This is a genomic window from Enterobacter sp. SA187 (assembly GCF_001888805.2).
Taxonomy (GTDB): domain Bacteria; phylum Pseudomonadota; class Gammaproteobacteria; order Enterobacterales; family Enterobacteriaceae; genus Enterobacter_D.
In genome coordinates this window covers 536,604-557,637 of record NZ_CP019113.1, presented here as the reverse complement: position 1 = coordinate 557,637, position 21,034 = coordinate 536,604, and the positions used below count along the sequence as shown (strand labels likewise).

Here is a 21,034-nt window from a genome sequence, read left to right as displayed (position 1 = left end):
TGTATCCAGTGATATTTTTCAGGCAATGCTCAATATTAAATCGGCACTACGGACGAAACAATGAAACAACGCGAATCAGCTGAGAATTCTCAAGGTCAGCTTTATATTGTACCCACTCCTATCGGGAATTTGGCTGATATTACACAACGTGCTCTCACCGTGTTGCAAAGCGTTGATTTAATTGCGGCTGAAGACACGCGTCACACGGGATTACTGCTGCAACATTTCGCCATCAGCGCGCGGCTCTTCGCCCTGCACGATCATAATGAGCAGCAAAAAGCGGAAACCCTGGTGGCAAAGCTCAAAGAAGGCCAGAACATCGCGCTGGTTTCCGATGCGGGCACGCCGCTGATTAACGATCCCGGCTACCATCTGGTGCGCACCTGCCGCGAAGCCGGGATCCGCGTGGTGCCGCTGCCGGGGCCGTGCGCCGCCATCGCCGCGTTAAGCGCCGCCGGGCTGCCGTCGGATCGTTTCTGCTACGAAGGATTCCTGCCCGCCAAATCCAAAGGCCGCCGCGACACGCTGAAAGCGCTGGAAGCGGAGCCCCGCACGTTGATTTTCTACGAGTCCACGCATCGTCTGCTGGATAGCCTGGAAGATATTTGCGCCGTGCTGGGTGAATCGCGCTATGTGGTGCTGGCGCGTGAACTGACCAAAACCTGGGAGTCGATCCAGGGCGCGCCTGTCGGCGAGCTGCTGGCCTGGGTGAAAGAGGACGAAAACCGCCGCAAAGGTGAAATGGTGCTCATCGTCGAAGGGCATAAAGCGCAGGAAGAAGATCTGCCGGCGGATGCCCTGCGTACCCTGGCATTGTTACAGGCGGAACTGCCGCTGAAAAAAGCCGCAGCGCTGGCGGCTGAAATTCATGGCGTGAAGAAAAACGCGCTGTACAAATATGCCCTGGAGCAGCAGGGAGAGTAATTCTGCAAGCCGTTAACCACTTCCCTGCATTTTCAGGGCTGTGGAGGCGAAAACCGCAGGGCCGTCGGCGTACAGGGCGGCTCGCTGCTTTTAGGCTGGTACGGCTTAAGCCCGAAGGGACAGAGCGCGAAGCGGCACTTTTTATCTTTCGGACAGGGGGTGACAAAATCCCGTGTATTGCCCGGACAATCGGTCTTTTTTAACAGGTTTTGCCACAGTTTCGCGTTGTAGGGCGACGCGTGAATAACCGAGATGTTCCGCAATTTTCCATCGACGAACAGGCCCAGTTCCCCGGTCGAAAAGGCGTTCCCCTGCCGCAAAAAATAATCCCCTTTACACCACAGGATGAGCTTAAGATTTTTTGACGTCTGGGCTATCGAGAAGTAGGTCCCGGTATCCGGGCTCGCCAGAGAATCAATAATTTTCCAGGTCATAACACCCCTTGTTTTTTTAATTTAAGAAAGTCGCGAATGGCAAACGCGCAATCGTTTAGTGATGCGCTAATTCACCGCGCTATGCGGTATGATTTGCCTTAAGGCCATCAAGAAAATTCGCGTCTAAAATTAACTTAGTTTAGATTTACGAATTCATCAAAAAACTTACAAAAGGTGGTGTTTTATCCGGTAGGAAAAGGGGCTAACGCCCCTAAGATTTTGAAGGTTGCTAATGCCAGACTGCTTTAAAGGTGTCGGCGCACTTACTATCAGACGATAATCATCTCCATATTTTTCTGCCGAAACGCTTTGATTTCTTCGGCTTTAATACTTTCATCGGTGATAATGCAGTCGATCTGTTCAATCGGCAGCACCTGATTAAAACCGCGGCGATTGAATTTGGTGGCATCAAGGACGGCGACCACCTTATGCGCGGCGGCAGCCATCACGCCGCTGATGGAGTAGCCTTCGTTAAAGGTGGTGATGCCATTCTGCGTGTCGATGCCATCGGCCCCGACGAACATCAAATCAGCGCTGATGCCCTGTAATGAACGCTCCGCGATGGTGCCATGCATGGAGTGGGTTTTATGGCGCACGGTGCCGCCGCACACCACCAGCGTAATATCCTTGTTATCCGCCAGCATAAACGCAGCGGGCAGACTGTTGGTGATCACCGTAATATTGGCGTGTTTTGTCAACGCTTCGGCAATAAGCATGGTGGTGCTGCCGCTGTCCAGAATAAGGGTCATTCCTTCCTGGATCATGGCGACGGCGGCCTGGGCAATACGCTTTTTCGGATCGCTGGCAAGCTGGTAGCGATCCTCCAGCACCACTTCCTGATTATCGGGTTCCGTCAGATTGCTGCCGGGTCTTGCTGCACCGCCATGGAAGCGGGTCGCCAGCCCCTTTTTTTCCAGCAAACGCAAATCTGCGCGGATTGTCACTTCTGAAATACCAAAGGCTGACGCCAGATCTAATACCAGCACGCTGCCCTGCGCATTAATCAGATCAACGATTGCGTTCCTTCGTTCAAATGAGTTCATCTTTATCTGCCTGATTATTAACTGACCTTAGTGTAATCGAAGGGTTATGAAAGTTGAATGCCATTTTTCGAAAGGAAATGTGAGCCAGCTCAGGTTGCTGGCCCGAAAGTCTAACTGAACTGCAGCAGAATTTTGCCCTGCATCGGCGCGCCCTGAAGCGCTTCTACCGCCTGCGCAAAATGCGCCGCATCGCCACGGTGGGCGATAAGCGGCGTCAGACTGAGGCGTTTTTCCGTCAGCAGACGCGCGGCGATTTGCCACTCCTCGCCAGGCCAGGGTCCGGAATAGTTCATCCAGCTGCCGGTTATCGTCAGCTCCTTACGCAGGATCTGGCCAAAAACTGACGAGGGGAGCGTGAGATCCTGATGCAGCGTGCCTACCAGCGCCAGCTGCGCGCGCGATCCTGCGATGTCAATCGACAGAGCGACGGTTTGCGGCGTACCGGCGGTTTCCAGCAGCAGCTGATCAAACTGACAATCGGCCAGCGCCGCCTGGATCTGCGCCGCGCTCATCTCCCGGCTGTTAAAGGTTTGCGTCGCCCCAAGTGATTTTGCCAGCGCCAGTTTTTGCGGATTAATATCAATGGCGGTTATGCTTCGCGCGCCCAGCTCTCTGGCGCACTGCATGGCAAGTAAGCCGATAGTGCCAGCTCCCACAATGATGACATTTTTCCCGGCGCAGCCGCCCAGCAGATGGAACGCATGCAACCCAACGGTAATGGGCTCAATAAAAGCGCCGTCCTCAATCGGCATGTCAGCGGGCAGGGCGAAAAGGTTTGCGCGCTTCACCACCACATATTCCGCGTGGCCGCCATCGCTGCGCGAGCCCACGAACTGATAGTGTTTACAGAGCGAAAAGTATTCCCGCTCGCACTGCGGACACTGAAAGCAGGGCAGCAAAGGTACGCAGGCCACCGCGTCGCCTGGGTGCAAATCCGTGACGGCTGCGCCGCAGGAGACCACATAGCCGCTAAACTCATGCCCAAGGGTGATGGGGTAATAATGCGCACCGTGCGCGAAAATACGCGGAATGTCTGAGCCGCACAGACCCGAGCTGATGACCTTCACCAGCACCTCGTCTTCCGCATTAATCTGAGGCTGTGGACGTTCTTCAACGCGCACCTGTCCCTCAGCATGGATGACCACTGATTTCATACACTTCTCCGAAAATGTTATGGGGGCCTCAGCCCCCGGAGATTAGGAAACAGTTTGCGCCTGTTGCGCCGCCGCGGCTTTCTCCGCCATCACGAACTGGCGCGCGCGACGCCAGGTGAGAAACACCCCGGCCAGATAGATCACGCCAATCACGGCAAAGCCGACTATGTTCTGCCAGGTAAACAGCTGGATCAGCAGCCAGGTGACCGGCGAACCGCCCTGGTCCATGGAGGCCACCATACCGCCCGCCTTCAGCGCGCCTGCGTTCGCCGCCAGTTGCGTATGCAGACCGATAGTTTGCGTGGTGATCCACAGCGTAATGCCCATAATGATGACGCCGGAGATCAGCGTACGGAACAGGTTGCCCTGATGAACCGCCACTGCCATAGCCACAAAGAAGCCAATGGTGGCCAGATCGCCGAACGGCAGGACCTGGTTACCGGGAACCAGCACGGCAATCAGAATGGTCAGCGGAATAAAAATCAGGCTGGCGGAGACCACCGAGGTATGACCAAGCAGCAGCGCGGGATCCAGACCAATCAGGAATTCCTGACCGCCAAATTTCGCCTGTAAACGCTTACGGGCGTGCTTCGCGATAGGCGTCAGACCATCCATGATAGGCTTGATGACGCGGGGCATCAGCAGCATCACCGCCGCGGTTTTTACCGCCAGTTGCAGCACGTTTTTCGCGTCGTAGCCCGCCAGCAGCCCAATCACTAAGCCCATCACAAAGCCAACGGTCACCGGTTCGCCAAAGGGTCCGAAGCGCTTTTGCACATCATCGGCGCTGAAATGGATACGGTTAAGACCGGGGATTTTTTCGATAAGCGTGTCGACCAGAACCGCCACCGGACCGAGATAGGCCGATGAACCGTGGGGTATCGCAATACCCTCCAGGCCAAAGAAGTCGCGGGTATCTTTCGCAAACCAGTCGCCCAGCTTGTAAACAAAGGCCGCATGCGCCACCACGCCCAGCATGCCGATCCAGTAGGAGCCGGTCGCCAGATGCAGCATGGCGCCGGTAAAGGTCATGTGCCAGATGTTCCAGATATCGACGTTCACCACGCGGGTCATCCGCGTCACCAGCATCAGAATATTGACGCCAATGGCGACAGGAATGGCGATCAGCGCGATCTGCGAGGCCCAGGTCATGGGTGACGATCCCGGCCAGCCAATATCCACCACATGCAGGTTGATCTGGAACTGCTCCGCCATGGCCTTTGCCGCCGGGCCGATGGAATCAAGCATCAGGCCGATCACCAGCCCGATACCGACAAAGCCGATGCCGATATGTAGGCCGGACTTAAAGCAATCCCCGAGCTTCATCCCCAGCAATTTCGAAAAGAGGATGATCACCAGCGGCAGCATCACCGTCGGCCCAAGATCGAGGATATAACGCATGATTTCGCTAAACATAAGCTTACCCTCGCAGAATGGTCAGGATTTTTTGCTGCAACGGCTCGATGCCGACGCCGGAAACGAAAGGCATACCGTGAACGACAGGGATGCTGCCGAAGGTTCTGTCGACGCGGGCGGTGGTGCAGATCAGGTGCGCCCCGTCCATGTAAGTTTCGATTTCCGTTACCCGGCACTGCACCAGTTCGAGCGGGATGTTATTGGCCTCGCACAGCTCTTTGATCTCTTCTGCTGCCATAGTGGAGGTCGCCACAGCGCCGCCACAGGCGACGATTACTTTACGTTTCATAGGGTATTCCTTTTATTATCAGTATATTAATAAGGTCAGAGACAGGGTTCTTGCTCAAGCAGCCTTTGCCTGAATAGCGACGCCAGTTCAGCATCCGGCGCATGAAGCAGCGCCTCCAGGGTGGCCGGGTTTTGTAGCTCGCTGAATAACCGGCGCAGCAGTTTTAGCTGGGCGTCGGGGTTTTCAACGATCAGCGCGATGATCAGCGAAACGGCAATCTCATCGTCGTCATCGGCGCGCCGGAACAGCACCGGGCTGTCCGGGCGGATCAGGTAAATGGCGGGCGATTTGGCATGTAGCGCCTCGCAGTGAGGGATAGCGACGGCATGCTGTTCCAGCGCAATTCCCGTCGGGAAGGCGGCTTCCCGCTCCAGCAATGCCTGCGGGTAGGTGTCGTGCACCACACCATGGGCCAGCATCGTTTCGCCAATATGCTGCAACGCATGCTGGCAGGAGGGAAAGTCGATGCCGGTTCGGACAAAGAGTTGGCTCATAGATCCTCTTGCAGATTCAGACGATGTCAGGTGAACAGCCATAGCGGTAAGCGCGCAGCACATCCTGGATGCGGTCGAGGATCAGCGCGTGCGGTGTGGCGTTCAGTTCGTTGCGGGAAAGCCGTTCAAACTGCACCGGCATGTACTGGCTGATCAGGCCCAGCGGCAACGTGATTTCACCAAGACCTGCGATCAGTTTTTCGACGCTCTGGCGAATGCGCGGATGCGGCCAGTAGTAGCGAATGCGATCGGAAAGGCTGAAATGGATATCCACCATCGACTGGCTCCATGTCGGGCGGTAGTACTTTTTCCAGTAGCCAGGCTCGTCGAGCATTACCTCGTCGATCACCTCCAGCACATGGCTGCGGCGCTCCGGCGGAACCAGCGCGTTTTCCATCTGCGCCAGCGCAAATATCGCTTCGCGCAGGGCAAAGGTCAGCGCCGGGCCAACTTTCAGAATGGCAAAGTGATCTTCCACCAGCGCCCGGTAAGCTTCGCGGGTCTGGTAATCCGTGGAGTGCGCCTCATAGACCAGCGGCGTGGCGGCGATCCAGTCGGATAACTCACGCGCCGCCTGCGGCTGATAATGGATGATTTGCGTATGGTCGAATTCGACGCCCGGCTGCACCACCAGGGCGATGACGCGCTGCATGGCGTCCTCCAGGCCTGCGGCGCGGAAGGCCGCCTGATGGGTTTCCAGGGTGGCGGCGGCATCCCTTGCGCGGGTGACGTGGACGCTGCCAATGCTGCTGGCTTCGCCGCCGGGCACCGGTACTTCCGTGCCAATCACGTAGGTGAGCTGGCGTTTTTGTTCCGGTGTGGCCGTGGCTTCGGCGGCAGCGCACAGACGGGCGGCGCGGCTGGCGACGACGGCGGGATCGAGCGCAACAGGATCGTCTGCGCAGGACATGGAAGCATCAAGATGGATCTTGCTGAAGCCTGCCGCGACGTAGGCCCGGATAAGCTCGACGGATTTCTCCATCGCGTCAGCCGCGTTTTCGTTCTGCCAGCAGTTGGGGCCAAGGTGGTCGCCGCCCAGAATAATGCGCTCGCGGGGAAAGCCCACTCCGGCGGCGATGTTAAACACAAAGTCGCGAAAATCCGCGGGCGTCATTCCGGTATAGCCGCCATATTGATTGACCTGATTTGAGGTGGCCTCAATCGGTACCTTTTCCTGCGTATACAAATCAAAGCGCAGTGCCGCTTCGATCACCAGCGGGTGGGCGGAGCAGACCGAGCAAATGCCCAGTCGTTCGCCCGCTTTATGGCGCGAGATAATTTCTTTCATTTTGTAGGGTCCGTTTGGTTTTGTTTAGTTTCGTTATCTTCTGTGGCTGAGGCAAAAGTAATGTTCCGTTTCTGAAGCCTGCTCTCAAAGTTTGCCTTCGCAGCCGCACACGCCTATCACTTTGCGCACCACCTCTTTCATGGCGGCTTTCGCAGGTTGCAGATAGTGGCGGGGATCGCTGGCCTGCGGATGGGCCTGCAGGTAGTCTTTCAGGGCGGCGGAAAACGCCATTTTTAACTCAGTCGCCACGTTGACTTTGCAGACGCCAAGCGCGATGGCGCGGCGAATGTCGGCATCAGGCAAACCGGATGCGCCATGCAGCACCAGCGGCACATCCACGCACTGGCGGATGGCGGCAAGACGGTCAAAATCGAGTTCCGGCTCATGGTCATACAGGCCATGCGCGGTGCCGATGGCCACCGCAAGGGAGTCCACGCCGGTGAGTTCAACAAAGGTTTTTGCCTGCTCCGGGCTGGTGAAACGCGCATCCCGGCTGTCGACATGCAGATCGTCTTCCTGGCCGCCAAGCCGCCCCAGCTCCGCTTCCACGCTGGCGTCATAGCGATGGCAGAACTGCGTAACGCGCTGCGTCAGCGCCACGTTTTCACTAAAGGGCAGATGAGAGCCGTCGATCATCACCGAGCGAATGCCAGCCACGACTCTGGCTTCAATATCGGCAAGGGTTTCATGGTGATCGAGATGCATGGCGAGAGGATGATCAAGCGCGCGTGCCAGATCCGCGGCAATGGCGATCAGGTTGCCGGTGCCCGCATAGCTGAAGGTGCCCGGCGTACCGGCGACAATCAGCGGCGCGCGCAGTTCAGCGGCGGTTTCTGCCACCACCTGTAAAGTCTCAAGGTTATGGATATTGAAGGCCGGCACGGCATAGCCTTCCTGCTGCGCTTTGGTGAGCATGGTTCTGGTCGAGATAAGATACATACTTTCTCCGTTACCTTTCGAATGATTTCATTCGAAATAAAATAAAGGTATTTGAAAGTAATTTTTGTGATCCTGATCGAAGGGATGGATTTTCGAAACAAAGAAGTGAGGACAAAAAAAACCTCATCTCCGGATGAAGATGAGGTCGGGTACTACGCCGTTATGGCTATAGCATCAGGTGACCGGAGCGGGGTTGAACACCGCCAGCTGGTTATGCAGGCCCCACTGATCGGAGAAGGTTTTCTTACGCCCGCTGGCGACATCCAGAATAAAGTGGAACAGCCGCCAGCCTACTTCCTCGATGGTTTCTTCCCCGGTGGCGATAGTGCCCGCGTTGATGTCCATTAAGTCATACCAGCGAGTCGCCAGCTCGGTGCGGGTCGCCATTTTGATCACCGGTACGGCCATCAGACCGTAAGGCGTACCGCGCCCGGTGGTGAACACCTGCACGGTAATGCCGGAGGCGACCTGCTGGGTGCCGCAGACAAAATCGCTGGCGGGGGTGGCCGCGTAAATCAGGCCGCGTTTCGTCGGGCGCTGGCCAGGCGACAGCACTTCTGAAATGGCGCTCTGGCCGGATTTGGCGATAGAGCCGAGGGCCTTTTCCACCACGTTCGCCAGCCCGCCTTTTTTGTTGCCGGGGGACGGGTTGGCGCTGCGGTCAGTTTTGCCCATATCCAGATAGTTATCATACCAGGCCATCTCTTCGAGCAGGCGTTTACCCACTTCTTCATTGATGGCGCGCGGGGTGAGCAGATGGATGGCGTCGCGCACTTCGGTGACTTCAGAAAACATCACGGTCGCGCCGCAGCGCACCAGCAGATCCGAGGCGTAGCCCACCGCCGGATTCGCCGTGACGCCGGAAAAGGCATCGCTGCCGCCGCACTGGGTGCCGACCACCAGATCGGAAGCCGGGCAGGTTTCGCGCTGGCGCAGGTTAAGTTTTGCGAGATGGCGTTCCGCCACGGCGAGAATGTCATCCACCATGGATTTAAAGCCGACATGCTGCTCATCCTGCAAACGCACGATGCTGGCCCCGTCAGCCGGAATAGCCAGCACATCGCTGGTGCCTTCCAGCAGGCGTTCCGGTTGCAGTTTTTCACAGCCGAGGCCGACCACCATGACTTCGCCGCCAAAGTTCGGGTTGAGGGAAATATTGTGGATGGTGCGGATAGGCACCACCGCTGCCGGGGCGTTGATCGCCACGCCGCAGCCGTAAAGGTGATTCAGGCCGACCACGCCATCGACGTTCGGGTATTTCGGCAGTAAATCGCGTTCAATGATTTTCACCACGTAATCCACCACGCCCGCCACGCAGTGCACGCTGGTGGTGATGCCGAGCAGGTTTTTGGTGCCGACGCTGCCGTCCGCGTTGCGATAGCCTTCGAAGGTGTAACCTTCCAGCGGCGGCAAAGGTTCAGGTACGCGGGTCGCCAGTGGCAGGGTATTGAGCGGCGGGGCTTCCGGCAGTTCAACGGTCGATTCGTCAATCCAGCTGCCACGCGCGACATCACGCACCGCATAACCGATAACCTCGCCGTAACGGATGATTTCGCCATGAGCCGGAATATCGGTCAGCGCCACTTTATGCCCCTGCGGAATGTGCTCTGTGAGTTCAAGCCCGTCAGGGAAGCGGGTGCCGGCTTTCAGGCCATTGTCATTGACAATAATTGCGACGTTATCAGTGTCATGAACCTTAATATAAAAGGCTGCCGGCGAATATTGTCGGATTTCGATATCGGCCATTGTCCAGTATTCTCCAGTCAATTTATGGGGCAAAAATGAGTAATTTAAGCGTCGCTTTCTGGTTATTAATATTTAAAGGGAGCGGTAACGGAATAAAGCATGGCAGGTGTCACAGTTGAATAATGTGATCGCCATCACTCATCGTTACCCTCGCAAGCCCCACCGCGCAGACAAGATAAAATATGTGCATCAGCGCCCAGCACCTTGTGCAGATGCTCAATAACTTTGTTCTTTATGATGAGTAAATTGAGCATTGCAACAATGCGCAACCGGCGTACGTTATTTATACTTATTCTCGTTTTCTTTGTATTCTGGTGTTTTAAATAATGCCATCAGGAATTGCATTTAATCAGAAAATAATTAAGAGCGGGATTTTGCTGGCGACAGAAACGCATAATTTAAGTATCGGTTAATTCAAGGTATATACAATGAATAACACTGTTTTCCCGAACACATTTAAAGCTGCGCTGGCGGCGAATCAGGTGCAGATTGGCTGCTGGTCGGCGCTGGCAAACCCGTTTACCACAGAAGTGCTGGGCCTTGCCGGTTTTGACTGGATCCTGCTGGACGGTGAACACGCCCCTAACGACGTACTTTCTTTCGTGCCGCAGCTGATGGCGCTCAAAAGCAGCAGCAGCGCCTCTGTGGTTCGCGTACCGACCAACGATCCGGTGGTGATCAAGCGCCTGCTGGACATCGGATTTTATAACTTCCTGATCCCGTTCGTGGAAACCGAAGCCGAAGCCGCGCTGGCGGTAGCCGCCACCCGTTATCCGCCGGAAGGCATTCGCGGCGTATCGGTATCCCATCGCGCCAATATGTTCGGCACCGTACCGGATTACTTCGCGCAGTCGAACAAAAACATCTCAATCATGGTGCAGATCGAAAGCCAGGCCGGCGTGGATAACCTTGACGGCATTCTCACCACTGACGGCGTGGACGCGGTATTCGTTGGACCAAGCGACCTGGCGGCAAGTCTGGGCTATCTCGGCAACGCCGCGCACCCGGACGTGCAGCGTGTCATTCAACACATTTTTGCCCGCGCCAAAGCGCACGGCAAACCGGCAGGCATTCTGGCCCCGGTAGAGGTTGATGCCCGTCGTTATCTGGAATGGGGCGCGACCGTAGTTGCCGTCGGCAGCGATTTAGGCGTATTCCGCGCCGCCACGCAAAAATTAGCCGACGCCTTTAAAAAATAACCACGACGACAAGAGAGACATAATTATGACGATGAAAGTGGGTTTCATTGGCCTGGGTATCATGGGTAAACCGATGAGCAAGAACCTCATGAAAGCCGGTTACTCAGTGGTGGTGGTAGATCGCAATCATGATGCCGTGTCGGAAATGGTTGCCGCCGGTGCCGAAACCGCCGCAACGGCAAAAGAAGTGGCCGAACAGTGTGAGGTGATCATCACCATGCTGCCGAACTCCCCGCACGTAAAAGAAGTGGCGCTGGGGGACGGCGGCATTATCGAAGGCGCGAAACCGGGCACCGTGCTGATCGACATGAGTTCTATCGCACCGCTGGCGAGCCGCGAAATCAGCGAAGCCCTGAAAGCCAAAGGTATTGATATGCTCGATGCGCCGGTCAGCGGCGGCGAGCCGAAAGCTATCGACGGTACGCTGTCGGTGATGGTGGGCGGCGATAAAGCTATTTTTGATAAGTATTACGACCTGATGAAAACCATGGCGGGATCCGTGGTGCATACCGGCGATATTGGCGCAGGCAACGTTACCAAACTGGCCAACCAGGTGATAGTGGCGCTGAACATCGCGGCCATGTCGGAAGCCCTGACGCTGGCGACCAAAGCGGGCGTTAACCCGGATCTGGTCTTCCAGGCGATCCGCGGCGGTCTGGCGGGCAGCACCGTACTGGAGGCGAAAGCGCCGATGGTGATGGATCGCAACTTTAAGCCGGGCTTCCGTATTGATCTGCACATCAAAGACCTGTCTAACGCGCTGGATACCTCTCACGGCGTGGGCGCGCAGTTGCCGCTCACCGCGGCGGTCATGGAAATGATGCAGGCCCTGCGTGCCGATGGTCATGGCAACGACGATCACAGTGCGCTTGCCTGCTATTACGAAAAACTGGCGAAAGTGGAAGTCTCCCGCTGATCCCCGCGCCCGGTGGCGTCACGCTGCCGGGCCTGATAAGTAAGCCGAAAAGCTAATCCCTCCTGCGACATGCGGTAACAGGCTACAGATATGAAAATCGTCATCGCTCCTGATTCATATAAAGAAAGCCTGTCCGCTTCAGAAGTGGCGCAGGCAATAGAAAAAGGCTTTCGGGAAATTTTTCCCGCGGCCGAGTATGTCTGTGTCCCGGTCGCTGACGGCGGCGAAGGCACGGTAGAAGCCATGATTGCCGCCACCGGGGGCACGGCGTTCGTCGCCCCGGTCACCGGCCCGCTGGGGGAGGTGGTTGACGCACGCTGGGGCATCTCCGGCGACGGGCAGACCGCCTTTATCGAAATGGCGGCGGCCAGCGGCCTGGCGCTGGTGCCGTCCGCGTTACGCAATCCGCTGATCACCACCTCGCGCGGTACCGGCGAGCTTATTCTGCACGCGCTGGAACAGGGCGCGCACCATATCATTATCGGTATCGGCGGCAGCGCCACCAACGACGGCGGCGCAGGCATGGTACAGGCGCTGGGCGCGAAGCTGTGCGATGCCAATGGTACGGAGATCGGCAACGGCGGCGGCAGCCTGATGAGCCTGAATTCGATCGATATTACGGGGCTGGATCCACGCCTTGCCCGGTGCACCCTCCGTGTGGCCTGTGACGTCACTAACCCGCTGCTCGGCGACCAGGGCGCGTCGCGTATCTTCGGCCCGCAAAAAGGAGCGAGCGAGGCGTGCATTATTGAGCTGGACAAAAACCTCGCTCACTATGCGGACGTCATTAAAAAATCCCTGCATGTGGATGTGAAAAACGTACCGGGCGCAGGCGCGGCGGGCGGTATGGGGGCGGCGCTGATGGCGTTTCTCAATGCCGAGTTGCGCAGCGGCATTGAAATTGTGACCGACGCGCTGAACCTCGAAGAACATATTCACGATTGTACGCTGGTGGTGACCGGCGAAGGCCGCATCGACAGCCAGACCATTCATGGCAAAGTACCGGCGGGCATTGCCTCGGTGGCCAATAAATACCATAAGCCGGTGATCGGTATCGCCGGGAGTCTGTCCACCGATGTGGGCGTGGTGCACGATCACGGCATTGATGCCGTGTTCAGCGTATTAACCACGGTCTGCACGCTGGAAGAGGCGTTTCGCGGCGCGTCTGACAATATTTATCGCGCTTCGCGCAATATTGCCGCGACCTTGCAGGTCGGGATGTTGAGCGAAGGGTGACATCGCGGCGCAAACCCTCTATACTTCGCGCCGAAGCTGACCAGACAGTCGCCGCTTCGTCGTCGTCCCCCCTCGGGGGGAGACGGGCGGAGGGGAGGAAAGTCCGGGCTCCATAGGGCAGGGTGCCAGGTAACGCCTGGGGGGGAAACCCACGACCAGTGCAACAGAGAGCAAACCGCCGATGGCCCGCGCAAGCGGGATCAGGTAAGGGTGAAAGGGTGCGGTAAGAGCGCACCGCGCGGCTGGTAACAGTCCGTGGCACGGTAAACTCCACCCGGAGCAAGGCCAAATAGGGGTTCACAAGGTACGGCCCGTACTGAACCCGGGTAGGCTGCTTGAGCCAGTGAGCGATTGCTGGCCTAGATGAATGACTGTCCACGACAGAACCCGGCTTACCGGTCAGCTTCAACTTCTTACAGAACCCCGCTCCGGCGGGGTTTTTGCTTTCTGCTGTATGCGTTTTGATTTTGCCGGGTGGCGCTTCGCTTACCCGGCCTACAAACTGACGCTTACCCGGCATGGCGGTGTTGTGCCCCTGTAGGCCCGGCAAGCCTGCGCCGCCGGGCAGGGTAAAAACAACCTACATCGGTAAATCAATCAGCAATGCACGCAGCGGCGTATCGGCGACGAGGGTAATATTCGGCTCATCACGGATAAAGGCCCCGTCGCCGCAGGTCAGGGCCTGTTGCCCGGTCTGGTGCGTCACGGCGTGCACGCTGCCATGGATCGACTGCAAATAGGCGCGCGGGCCGTGGAGATGGAAACTCAGCTCTTCGCCTTTTTCCAGTTCGATATGATGAACCCACGCCTGCTGACGCAGTTGCAGGCTGCCCTGGCTGCCGTCAGGCGAGGCCAGCAGTTGCTGCGCATGATCTGCCAGCGAAATTTTCTGCACCAGCGAATTTTCCCGCTCGGGGCTGGCGTCCAGCCACAGCTGCATACGCGTCAGGGATTTATCTTTGCTCAGGTTGTGTTCGCTGTAGCTGATGCCCGGCTGCGTGGCGATCAGCAGCGCATCGCCTGCCTTCGCCTGGACATGATGACCTTCACTGTCGCGGTACTCGGCTTCGCCTTCCAGAATGAGATTTAAAATATCCACTTTTGGATAGGTACGCGGCTGGAATGATGCCCCCGGCGCCAGCACTTCCTGGTTCAGCACCCGCAACGAGGCATAGCCCAGCAGGTTCGGGTCAAAATAATGGCCAAAGGAGAAGGTGTAGCGGGCCTGCAACCATCCGAAGTCGGCCTTTCCGCACTGTTTGGCTGTTCTTGTCGTGATCATAATGTCTGCCCTCTCTTTACACTTAAACAATGGTAAAGGTATGGACGCTGCATTGTTAGCCAGATATTCTGCCCGGTATGTTCAAATTTCCTGAATGAAAACGACATGGCTAAAGAAAGAGCGTTAACCCTCGAAGCATTACGGGTAATGGATGCGATCGATCGACGCGGCAGTTTCGCGGCGGCGGCAGATGAACTGGGCCGTGTTCCTTCGGCGCTCAGCTACACCATGCAAAAGCTGGAAGAAGAACTGGATGTGGTGCTGTTCGACCGCTCCGGCCACCGTACAAAATTCACCAACGTGGGCCGTATGCTGCTGGAGCGCGGGCGTGTGTTGCTGGAAGCGGCAGATAAGCTGACCACCGATGCGGAAGCGCTGGCGCGCGGCTGGGAAACCCATCTGACGCTGGTGACCGAAGCGCTGGTGCCGACACCGTCGTTCTTCCCGCTGGTGGAAAAGCTGGCGACGAAAGCCAATACCCAGCTGTCGGTGATCACCGAAGTGCTTGCCGGGGCATGGGAGCGTCTGGAGCAGGGCCGGGCGGACATCGTCATCGGGCCGGATATGCATTTTCGTTCCTCGTCGGAAATTAACTCGCGCAAGCTGTATAAGATCATGAATGTGTACGTGGCGGCACCGGATCATCCCATTCACGATGAACCTGAACCGCTCTCGGAAGTGACGCGCGTGAAATATCGCGGCGTGGCGGTGGCGGATACGGCGCGGGAACGCCCGGTGCTCACCGTACAGCTGCTGGATAAACAGCCGCGTCTGACGGTAAGTTCTATTGAAGATAAGCGCCAGGCGCTGCTGGCGGGGCTGGGCGTGGCGACCATGCCCTATCCGCTGGTGGAGAAAGACATCGCTGAGGGGCGTCTGCGGGTGGTCAGCCCGGAATATTCCGCCGAAGTGGACATTATCATGGCCTGGCGGCGCGACAGTATGGGAGAAGCGAAAGCCTGGTGCCTGCGCGAGATCCCGAAGCTGTTTATCAATAAATAAGCGACTCCTCCGCCCGGAGGAGCCAGCAGGATCAGGGGACCTGTTTTGGATCCGGTCCAAAACGGTTTTCGCCTGGCGTACCGCTCTGGCAGTTAAAGGCGATGATCACCAGCCAGCCGATCACCGGGATCAGCAGCAATAACAACCACCACGCCGAGCGGTCAGTATCATGCAGACGACGGAACTGCACCGCCCACCACGGCAGAAAAATCAGCACACCATAAATTGTGGTCAGCACGCCTTCGCCGCTGCCCCGCTGAAACCCCAGGATATTATCCACAATCCCCAGCACCGCGGTCAGCACGATGTTGACCAGAATAAACATCCAGTACTCTTTGCGGCGCGCACGCCCGCGAAACCCAATGTAGTTCCTGAGAACTTTTAAATACCAGTCCATGTTAGCGCCTCAATCTGTGGTTAATTCACTGTTTTATCAGCAATCATATTAATAATAGCTATCAATATTTCGTCGGTAAATATCATGCGTCTGAATTAATCGAAGCGATCATTTTTACGCTGGCATTCCGGGGAGGATCACAAAACGCGTTGCGTCTGTTGTGATCCTCCTCACCTGAAATGATCCCGTTCTGTGAGGCTGCTCGCTTTTTAATCGCCGGAGTCGGTTTTCACGAATTCATTCACTGCCGCGCTGATTTACAGCCAGCGCGCGCGCCGCCATGCTGACGTCATCCGGCGCTTCCTGTTCAAGACTGCGGGCCAGGTCATTAAGCCGCGCCGGACTGAGCAGGTTCCGGAAGATGTAAGGATGCTTCTCACCTTCGCCGGTAAACCAGACGTCCAGCTCACGACTGATGCTGCGCAACGCCTGTAGCGCGTCGGTGAACTGCCGGGCCATACCGGACTGCGCGCCATATTTGCGTATCCAGATCCGCAGCACGATGGCCCGCGTCACGGCGCTGTAAGCGCGGGTATACCACAGGGCGCGGGTGGTGGTGTCGGTGAGGCGGCGAGTGAATGCCGGGCTGAGATGGTTATCGCTCTGCAACTGCTGGGCGAGGGTCTGCATATGACCGGCGAGGAACAGCGTCTGCTGCCGTTCCAGTTCAATAAGCTGAAACTGTTGCTGACCCAGTTCGGGATCGTCGGCGGGCATCAGCGGCTGAAACGCCTGCGCCCAGTTTGCGCTGCGGGTATCCAGATGCAGCAGGTGCAATGCCTGCTGGAAGGTGGCGGGCGGCTGGCTGTGAGATTGCAGCACGCGGCCAAGCAGCGTCGGGGTTTTGCAGCTCCATTCGTAGCTGGCGCTCAGCAGGTTGCTGAACAGCGTCTCAAGATGCAGCGGCAGGGGCGCTACCGCATGGGTTTGCAGCCAGGCGCGCAGAAGGGCTGCGGGCGTGCTGTCCGGCTCGCGCACCTGCCGGGCAAGGCCGTAGAGATTGATTTCATTAAGGGAGTCGGTCAGCTCCAGATCGGGGATCCACTCCCAGTTAAGGCGCAGGGTAACGGCTTCGGGCATCGCGCCCTCCTGACCGCTGAACCACTGCAAACGCTGGTGGAACTCCTCCAGTAAATAGCAGGGCAGCAGCGTCCAGCCGTATTCGATGCCCCACATATCAAACTCCAGCCATTTGGTGAAGCCCGTCAGGGTGGTCAGGTTGGGGTTGTTGGCAAAGCCGGGACGGTAATCCAGCTCGGTGGCTTTGACCGAGGCGCGCACATCGCCGGGCAGCGCCTCCAGCGCGGTTTTTAACATATGCCGCGGCCAGCTTTTGTCCCGGTAATCGCGCAGCACCAGCTGGCGACCCTGACGGCGCACTGACTGGTACAGCAGGTTTAATACGCCTTTCCACGCTTCGTTGCTCATGTCGGGGGTGGAAAGGGAGAGCCGTAATCCGCGTACCGACGGTAGCAGCCGGAGCAGTTCCGGAATGGCATGGCCGAACAGCCAGTCGGTAAAGCTGGCGTCATCGCCGCGCGATTCCGTGAGAAAGAACTCCGGGAATTTCGCTTTCTGTTCGCTGCAGTCGGGGGTGGCTTCCCCCTGTAACCAGAGTTGCAGATGGTGCTCATCGCAGTAGCGGCTGACCTTTTGCAGATACAAAAGCGCATGGTCGCGGCGATGGATCAAATGGCGAATGTCGCCGGGGCGGCAGCCGGGCGAGGGCGCGGCAAGATCGGCGATCAGCGACTGCTGATGAATGATAAGGCCATTGAAATGGTGCGCCTTCAGGATGGCGGCAATGTGCTGGAAATAGTGCCAGTCCCATATTTTCGGCGTGTTGACTTCCAGCAATAACAAGGGTGCAGCGGACATTATGACCTGTTTCCTGGGGAAGCGGTTCACTCACCATACGGGCAAGCGCCCGGACGATCGACAGTTATTTATCACGAACGGAGAAAAATGATGGCGAAAGGGGATAGGGTTCAGCTTCATTATTATGAATATACCGATGAGGATACCGGCGCACGGGTTATTCGCCTGACGCCGCCGGATATTATTTGTCATCGTAACTACTTCTATCAAAAGTGTTTCCTGGATGAGGGACGCCAGTTAATTTTCGCCGGCGAGTTCAGCGGCACGCGCAATTATTATTTACTCGATATCGCCAGCGGCGAAGCAAAACAGCTTACCGAAGGGCCGGGGGATAATACCTTTGGCGGTTTTCTTTCACCGGATGAGCAATATCTTTATTACGTGAAGGGCGAGCGCAATCTGATGCGCGTGACGCTGGCGACGCAGGAAGAAAGCGTGGTGTATCGCGTACCGGACGACTGGGTGGGTTACGGCACCTGGGTGGCGAATTCCGACTGCAACAAACTGGTGGGCGTGGAGATTCATCGCGACAGCTGGCGACCCATCAGCGACTGGACCGTCTTCCAGGAGTTTTATGCCGAGCAGCCGCGCTGCCGGGTGATCCGCATCTCGCTGGAAAATGGCGAGCGGGAAACCCTGCTGGAAGAAAATCAGTGGCTCGGGCACCCCATTTACCGTCCTTTCGACGACAACACGGTGGCTTTCTGCCACGAAGGGCCGCTGGATCAGGTGGATGCCCGCATGTGGCTGATGAACGAAGACGGCAGCCACATCCGCAAAGCCAAAGAGCCTGCGCCGGGGGAGAGCTATACCCATGAATTCTGGGTGCCGGACGGCTCGGCGCTGATGTACGTCACCTACGTCAAGGACAGCCCGGTGCGCTGGCTGTGCCGGGTAAATGGCGACAACGGTGAAGATGAGAAGCTGATCGCCATGCCGCCGTGCTCGCACGTGATGAGCAACGACAGCGGCACGCTGGTGGTGGGCGACGGCTCCGGTAAACCCATTGATATTGCCGATAACGCGGGCTATGGCGATGCCACCGATCCCTATCTTTACCTGTTCGATATTGCCCGCAAGCAGACGCACAAAGTGGCGCGCCACAGCTCGTCATGGCGCGTGCTGGACGGCGATCGGCAGGTGACGCATCCGCATCCGTCGTTCACGCCGGATGAAAAACAGGTGTTGTTCAGCTCCGATAAAGACGGCCTGCCGGCGCTGTATCTGGCGGATATTCCAGACCACGTATTACGCAGCATTCATTCCTGAGAGAGCGCGCTATGTTAAAGAAATTCTTGCCCGTCACGGCATCGTTGTTGCTGGTCTGCGCCTGTGCGGCGGTGGCCCAGCCTGCGGAAATTCGTATCTCCTGGTGGGGCGGCAACAGCCGTCATCAGGCGACGCTGAAAGCCATTGAGCTGTTTGAAAAGCAAAACCCGGATATTCAGGTGAAAGCGGAATATGCAGGCTGGGAGGGGTATCTCTCGCGTCTGACGGTGCAGATGGCGGGGGGAAATGAACCGGATGTCATTCAGACCAACTGGAACTGGTTGCCGCTGTTTTCCAAAGACGGCGACGGTTTTTATGACCTGCTGAAACTGAAAGAGAGCATCGATCTCAGCCAGTATGATCCGCAGTCGCTGCAAAGCGTCATGGTGAATAACAAGCTGAACGGTATTCCGGTGGCGATGACCGCGCGCAGTTTTTATTACAACCAGAAACTGTGGCAGGAAATGGGCGTCGCCTATCCGCAAAGCTGGGATGAATTAAAAGCCGCCGGGAAAGCCTTTAAAGCGAAGGACGAAAATAAATATCCGCTGGTGCTCGACTATATGGAGTCGATCACCCTGGTGCAGTCATGGATGGTACAAAAACATAATATCGCCGCCATCGACGAAAAAGCCGGGAAATTTAATTACACCCCGCAGCAGTGGGTGGAGTTTTTCCAGGTCTATAAAGATCTGGTGGACAGCCACGTCTTCCCGTCGACCCGCGTGCTGTCGTCATACGGTAAATCCAACACCTGGGAAATGAAGCCCTGGATCCAGGGGCAATGGGGCGGGATCTATATGTGGAACACCAATGCGGTGATGTACGAGAACAACCTCGCCGCGCCTTATAACAAGCTGGAGCTGGGGCCGTTCTTTATGCTGCCAGGCGCTAAGGACGCGGGGCTGTTCCTGAAACCGACCATGATGTTCAGCGTGGCGAAAACCAGTAAACATCCGCAGCAGGCGGCGAAGCTGATCGACTTCCTGATGAACGATCCGGCAGGCGTGGCGGCGATGGGGCTGGAGCGCGGTACGCCGCTGAGCAAAAAGGCCGTGGCGCAACTGTCATCGAGCGGCGTGTTAAAGGATGACAATATTACCGTTACGGGGATCAAGTCGTCGCTGGCGCTGCCGCATAAGATCCCGACTTCGCCTTACTTTGATAACCCGCAGCTGGTGGCGCTCTGGCATGACACCATTCAGAACATTGACCAGGGCAACCTGACGGTTGAACAGGCGGCGTCGCAGTTTGCCAAAAAAGCCGGGCGCATTTTACAGCGGGCCGTCAAAAAATGATCGCCTTCAGCGCCACCCTGGCCTGTCAGTACGACACGGCTTTTTCGCCCTTTCCGGCCGCGCAATTTGGTCACGGGCTGGCCTGGCTGTCGGCCAGCGGCTTTGATGCCGCCGAGCTGTGCATCAATGATTACGAGGGTGTGGAGGTGGCGGCGATCTGCGAGGCGTTAGGTCGTGCGGGTCTTGGTTGTACCACCATCGCCACCGGCCAGGCGCGTAAACGTGACGGGCTGACGCTGCTGTCGGCGGATAAAAGCGTAGTGCGCCGCACGCAGGCGCGACTATTTGAACATATTGACGCCGCCGCGCAGCTTGGCAGCCACGTCACCATTGGATCGTTGCGCGCCACGGATCTGCCGCTGGATAAAGGGCAGTATATGAGCGAGCTGGCGGCGGCGCTGTTTCCCTGCGTCGAGTACGCGCGGCGCAACGGCGTGGTGCTGATCCTGGAGGCGCTCAACCGCTATGAAGTCTGTCAGTTGCACAGCGCGCAGGAGATGATGGATTACCTGGCGTTCAGCGATGCGCCGGAAAACGTCGGCGTGCTCTGGGATCTGTTCCACGCCAGTATTGAAGATGCGGATTATGCGCAGGCCATCGCCACGCTCGGCCCGCGGCTGCGCCATGTGCATCTGGCGGATTCGAACCGGGGATTTCCGGGGTACGGACATTTACCGCTGGAGGAGGTCTACACCGCGCTCAGGCTGGCGGGCTATCAGGGGGCGGTATCGCTGGAGTGCTTGTGTAGGCCGTCGGCGCAAACCGTGATCGACGGGGCGGGGGAACTGGTGGCGCGGCTGCGGCGTCTGTAAACGCCGCCGCCGCGCGGG

At 57.4% G+C, this 21,034-nt stretch carries 20 protein-coding genes and 1 other RNA gene; 9 read left to right on the top strand and 12 right to left on the bottom strand.

The features are described 5' to 3' along the window. Positions 1 to 60 precede the first annotated feature (60 nt). The gene (rsmI, locus tag BMF08_RS02735) at positions 61 to 924 is read left to right on the top strand and encodes a 16S rRNA (cytidine(1402)-2'-O)-methyltransferase (protein WP_072569613.1); all 864 of its coding nucleotides are present in this window, start codon (positions 61 to 63) and stop codon (positions 922 to 924) included. Positions 925 to 956: 32 nt separating this feature from the next. Here the strand turns inward: rsmI and BMF08_RS02730 are convergent, their stop codons facing one another. From BMF08_RS02730 to garD, 9 genes are all read right to left on the bottom strand, one after another. Beyond that, positions 957 to 1,358, bottom strand: a complete 402-nt coding sequence (locus tag BMF08_RS02730) for a hypothetical protein (RefSeq protein WP_072569614.1) — start codon at positions 1,356 to 1,358, stop codon at positions 957 to 959. Between the two features lie 269 nt (positions 1,359 to 1,627). Further along, positions 1,628 to 2,401 (bottom strand): DeoR/GlpR family DNA-binding transcription regulator, encoded by a 774-nt coding sequence (locus BMF08_RS02725; RefSeq protein WP_072569615.1) that lies wholly within the window; start codon positions 2,399 to 2,401, stop codon positions 1,628 to 1,630. A 110-nt stretch (positions 2,402 to 2,511) separates the two neighbouring features. Beyond that, positions 2,512 to 3,555, bottom strand: coding sequence for a galactitol-1-phosphate 5-dehydrogenase (gene gatD, locus BMF08_RS02720; RefSeq protein ID WP_072569616.1), 1,044 nt, complete (start codon positions 3,553 to 3,555; stop codon positions 2,512 to 2,514). A 42-nt stretch (positions 3,556 to 3,597) separates the two neighbouring features. Continuing rightward, complete coding sequence (locus BMF08_RS02715; protein ID WP_072569617.1) at positions 3,598 to 4,971, bottom strand: galactitol-specific PTS transporter subunit IIC; 1,374 nt, start codon at positions 4,969 to 4,971, stop codon at positions 3,598 to 3,600. Between the two features lie 4 nt (positions 4,972 to 4,975). Then, positions 4,976 to 5,260, bottom strand: a complete 285-nt coding sequence (gene gatB, locus BMF08_RS02710) for a PTS galactitol transporter subunit IIB (protein ID WP_072569618.1) — start codon at positions 5,258 to 5,260, stop codon at positions 4,976 to 4,978. 35 nt (positions 5,261 to 5,295) lie between these two features. Further along, on the bottom strand, positions 5,296 to 5,754 hold the full coding sequence (gene gatA / locus BMF08_RS02705; protein WP_072569619.1) for a PTS galactitol transporter subunit IIA: 459 nt from the start codon (positions 5,752 to 5,754) through the stop codon (positions 5,296 to 5,298). Between the two features lie 16 nt (positions 5,755 to 5,770). Continuing rightward, on the bottom strand, positions 5,771 to 7,042 hold the full coding sequence (gene gatZ / locus BMF08_RS02700) for a tagatose-bisphosphate aldolase subunit GatZ (protein WP_072569620.1): 1,272 nt from the start codon (positions 7,040 to 7,042) through the stop codon (positions 5,771 to 5,773). 84 nt (positions 7,043 to 7,126) lie between these two features. Then, positions 7,127 to 7,981 (bottom strand): tagatose bisphosphate family class II aldolase, encoded by an 855-nt coding sequence (locus BMF08_RS02695; protein WP_072569621.1) that lies wholly within the window; start codon positions 7,979 to 7,981, stop codon positions 7,127 to 7,129. Positions 7,982 to 8,155: 174 nt separating this feature from the next. Then, positions 8,156 to 9,727 (bottom strand): galactarate dehydratase, encoded by a 1,572-nt coding sequence (garD, locus tag BMF08_RS02690; RefSeq protein ID WP_072569622.1) that lies wholly within the window; start codon positions 9,725 to 9,727, stop codon positions 8,156 to 8,158. A gap of 428 nt (positions 9,728 to 10,155) precedes the next feature. Here garD and garL point away from each other — a divergent pair, with 428 nt between their 5' ends. The 4 genes from garL to rnpB all read left to right on the top strand — a co-directional run bounded on the left by garL (position 10,156) and on the right by rnpB (position 13,489). Further along, the gene (gene garL / locus BMF08_RS02685; protein WP_072569623.1) at positions 10,156 to 10,926 is read left to right on the top strand and encodes a 2-dehydro-3-deoxyglucarate aldolase; all 771 of its coding nucleotides are present in this window, start codon (positions 10,156 to 10,158) and stop codon (positions 10,924 to 10,926) included. A 25-nt stretch (positions 10,927 to 10,951) separates the two neighbouring features. Next, the gene (gene garR, locus BMF08_RS02680; RefSeq protein ID WP_072569624.1) at positions 10,952 to 11,842 is read left to right on the top strand and encodes a 2-hydroxy-3-oxopropionate reductase; all 891 of its coding nucleotides are present in this window, start codon (positions 10,952 to 10,954) and stop codon (positions 11,840 to 11,842) included. A gap of 90 nt (positions 11,843 to 11,932) precedes the next feature. Continuing rightward, positions 11,933 to 13,078 (top strand): glycerate 2-kinase, encoded by a 1,146-nt coding sequence (gene garK / locus BMF08_RS02675; RefSeq protein WP_072569625.1) that lies wholly within the window; start codon positions 11,933 to 11,935, stop codon positions 13,076 to 13,078. Positions 13,079 to 13,110: 32 nt separating this feature from the next. Further along, an RNA gene (gene rnpB / locus BMF08_RS02670) (RNase P RNA component class A) lies at positions 13,111 to 13,489 on the top strand. Between the two features lie 169 nt (positions 13,490 to 13,658). Here rnpB and BMF08_RS02665 read toward each other — a convergent pair. Further along, entirely contained in the window at positions 13,659 to 14,360 is a 702-nt protein-coding gene (locus tag BMF08_RS02665) for a pirin family protein (protein ID WP_072569626.1), read from the bottom strand. 105 nt (positions 14,361 to 14,465) lie between these two features. Here BMF08_RS02665 and BMF08_RS02660 point away from each other — a divergent pair, with 105 nt between their 5' ends. Then, positions 14,466 to 15,362, top strand: coding sequence for a LysR family transcriptional regulator (locus tag BMF08_RS02660; protein ID WP_072569627.1), 897 nt, complete (start codon positions 14,466 to 14,468; stop codon positions 15,360 to 15,362). Between the two features lie 31 nt (positions 15,363 to 15,393). Here the strand turns inward: BMF08_RS02660 and BMF08_RS02655 are convergent, their stop codons facing one another. After that, positions 15,394 to 15,759, bottom strand: coding sequence for a DUF805 domain-containing protein (locus BMF08_RS02655; protein WP_072569628.1), 366 nt, complete (start codon positions 15,757 to 15,759; stop codon positions 15,394 to 15,396). Positions 15,760 to 15,996: 237 nt separating this feature from the next. After that, entirely contained in the window at positions 15,997 to 17,637 is a 1,641-nt protein-coding gene (locus BMF08_RS02650) for a hypothetical protein (protein WP_158684873.1), read from the bottom strand. Positions 17,638 to 17,727: 90 nt separating this feature from the next. On the opposite strand from BMF08_RS02650, the gene BMF08_RS02645 reads away from it, so the two are divergent. Genes BMF08_RS02645 through BMF08_RS02635 form a run of 3 tightly spaced genes read left to right on the top strand, consistent with a single transcriptional unit; the run spans position 17,728 to position 21,016 of the window. Next, entirely contained in the window at positions 17,728 to 18,906 is a 1,179-nt protein-coding gene (locus BMF08_RS02645) for an oligogalacturonate lyase family protein (protein WP_072569630.1), read from the top strand. A gap of 11 nt (positions 18,907 to 18,917) precedes the next feature. Then, positions 18,918 to 20,204: an ABC transporter substrate-binding protein gene (locus tag BMF08_RS02640; protein ID WP_072569631.1), complete on the top strand. Its 1,287-nt coding sequence runs from the start codon at positions 18,918 to 18,920 to the stop codon at positions 20,202 to 20,204. Beyond that, a complete protein-coding gene (locus BMF08_RS02635; RefSeq protein ID WP_072569632.1) occupies positions 20,201 to 21,016 on the top strand; it encodes a sugar phosphate isomerase/epimerase family protein in 816 nt (271 codons plus the stop codon). The genes BMF08_RS02640 and BMF08_RS02635 overlap by 4 nt, the downstream gene beginning before the upstream one ends. The last annotated feature ends 18 nt before the right edge of the window (positions 21,017 to 21,034 follow it).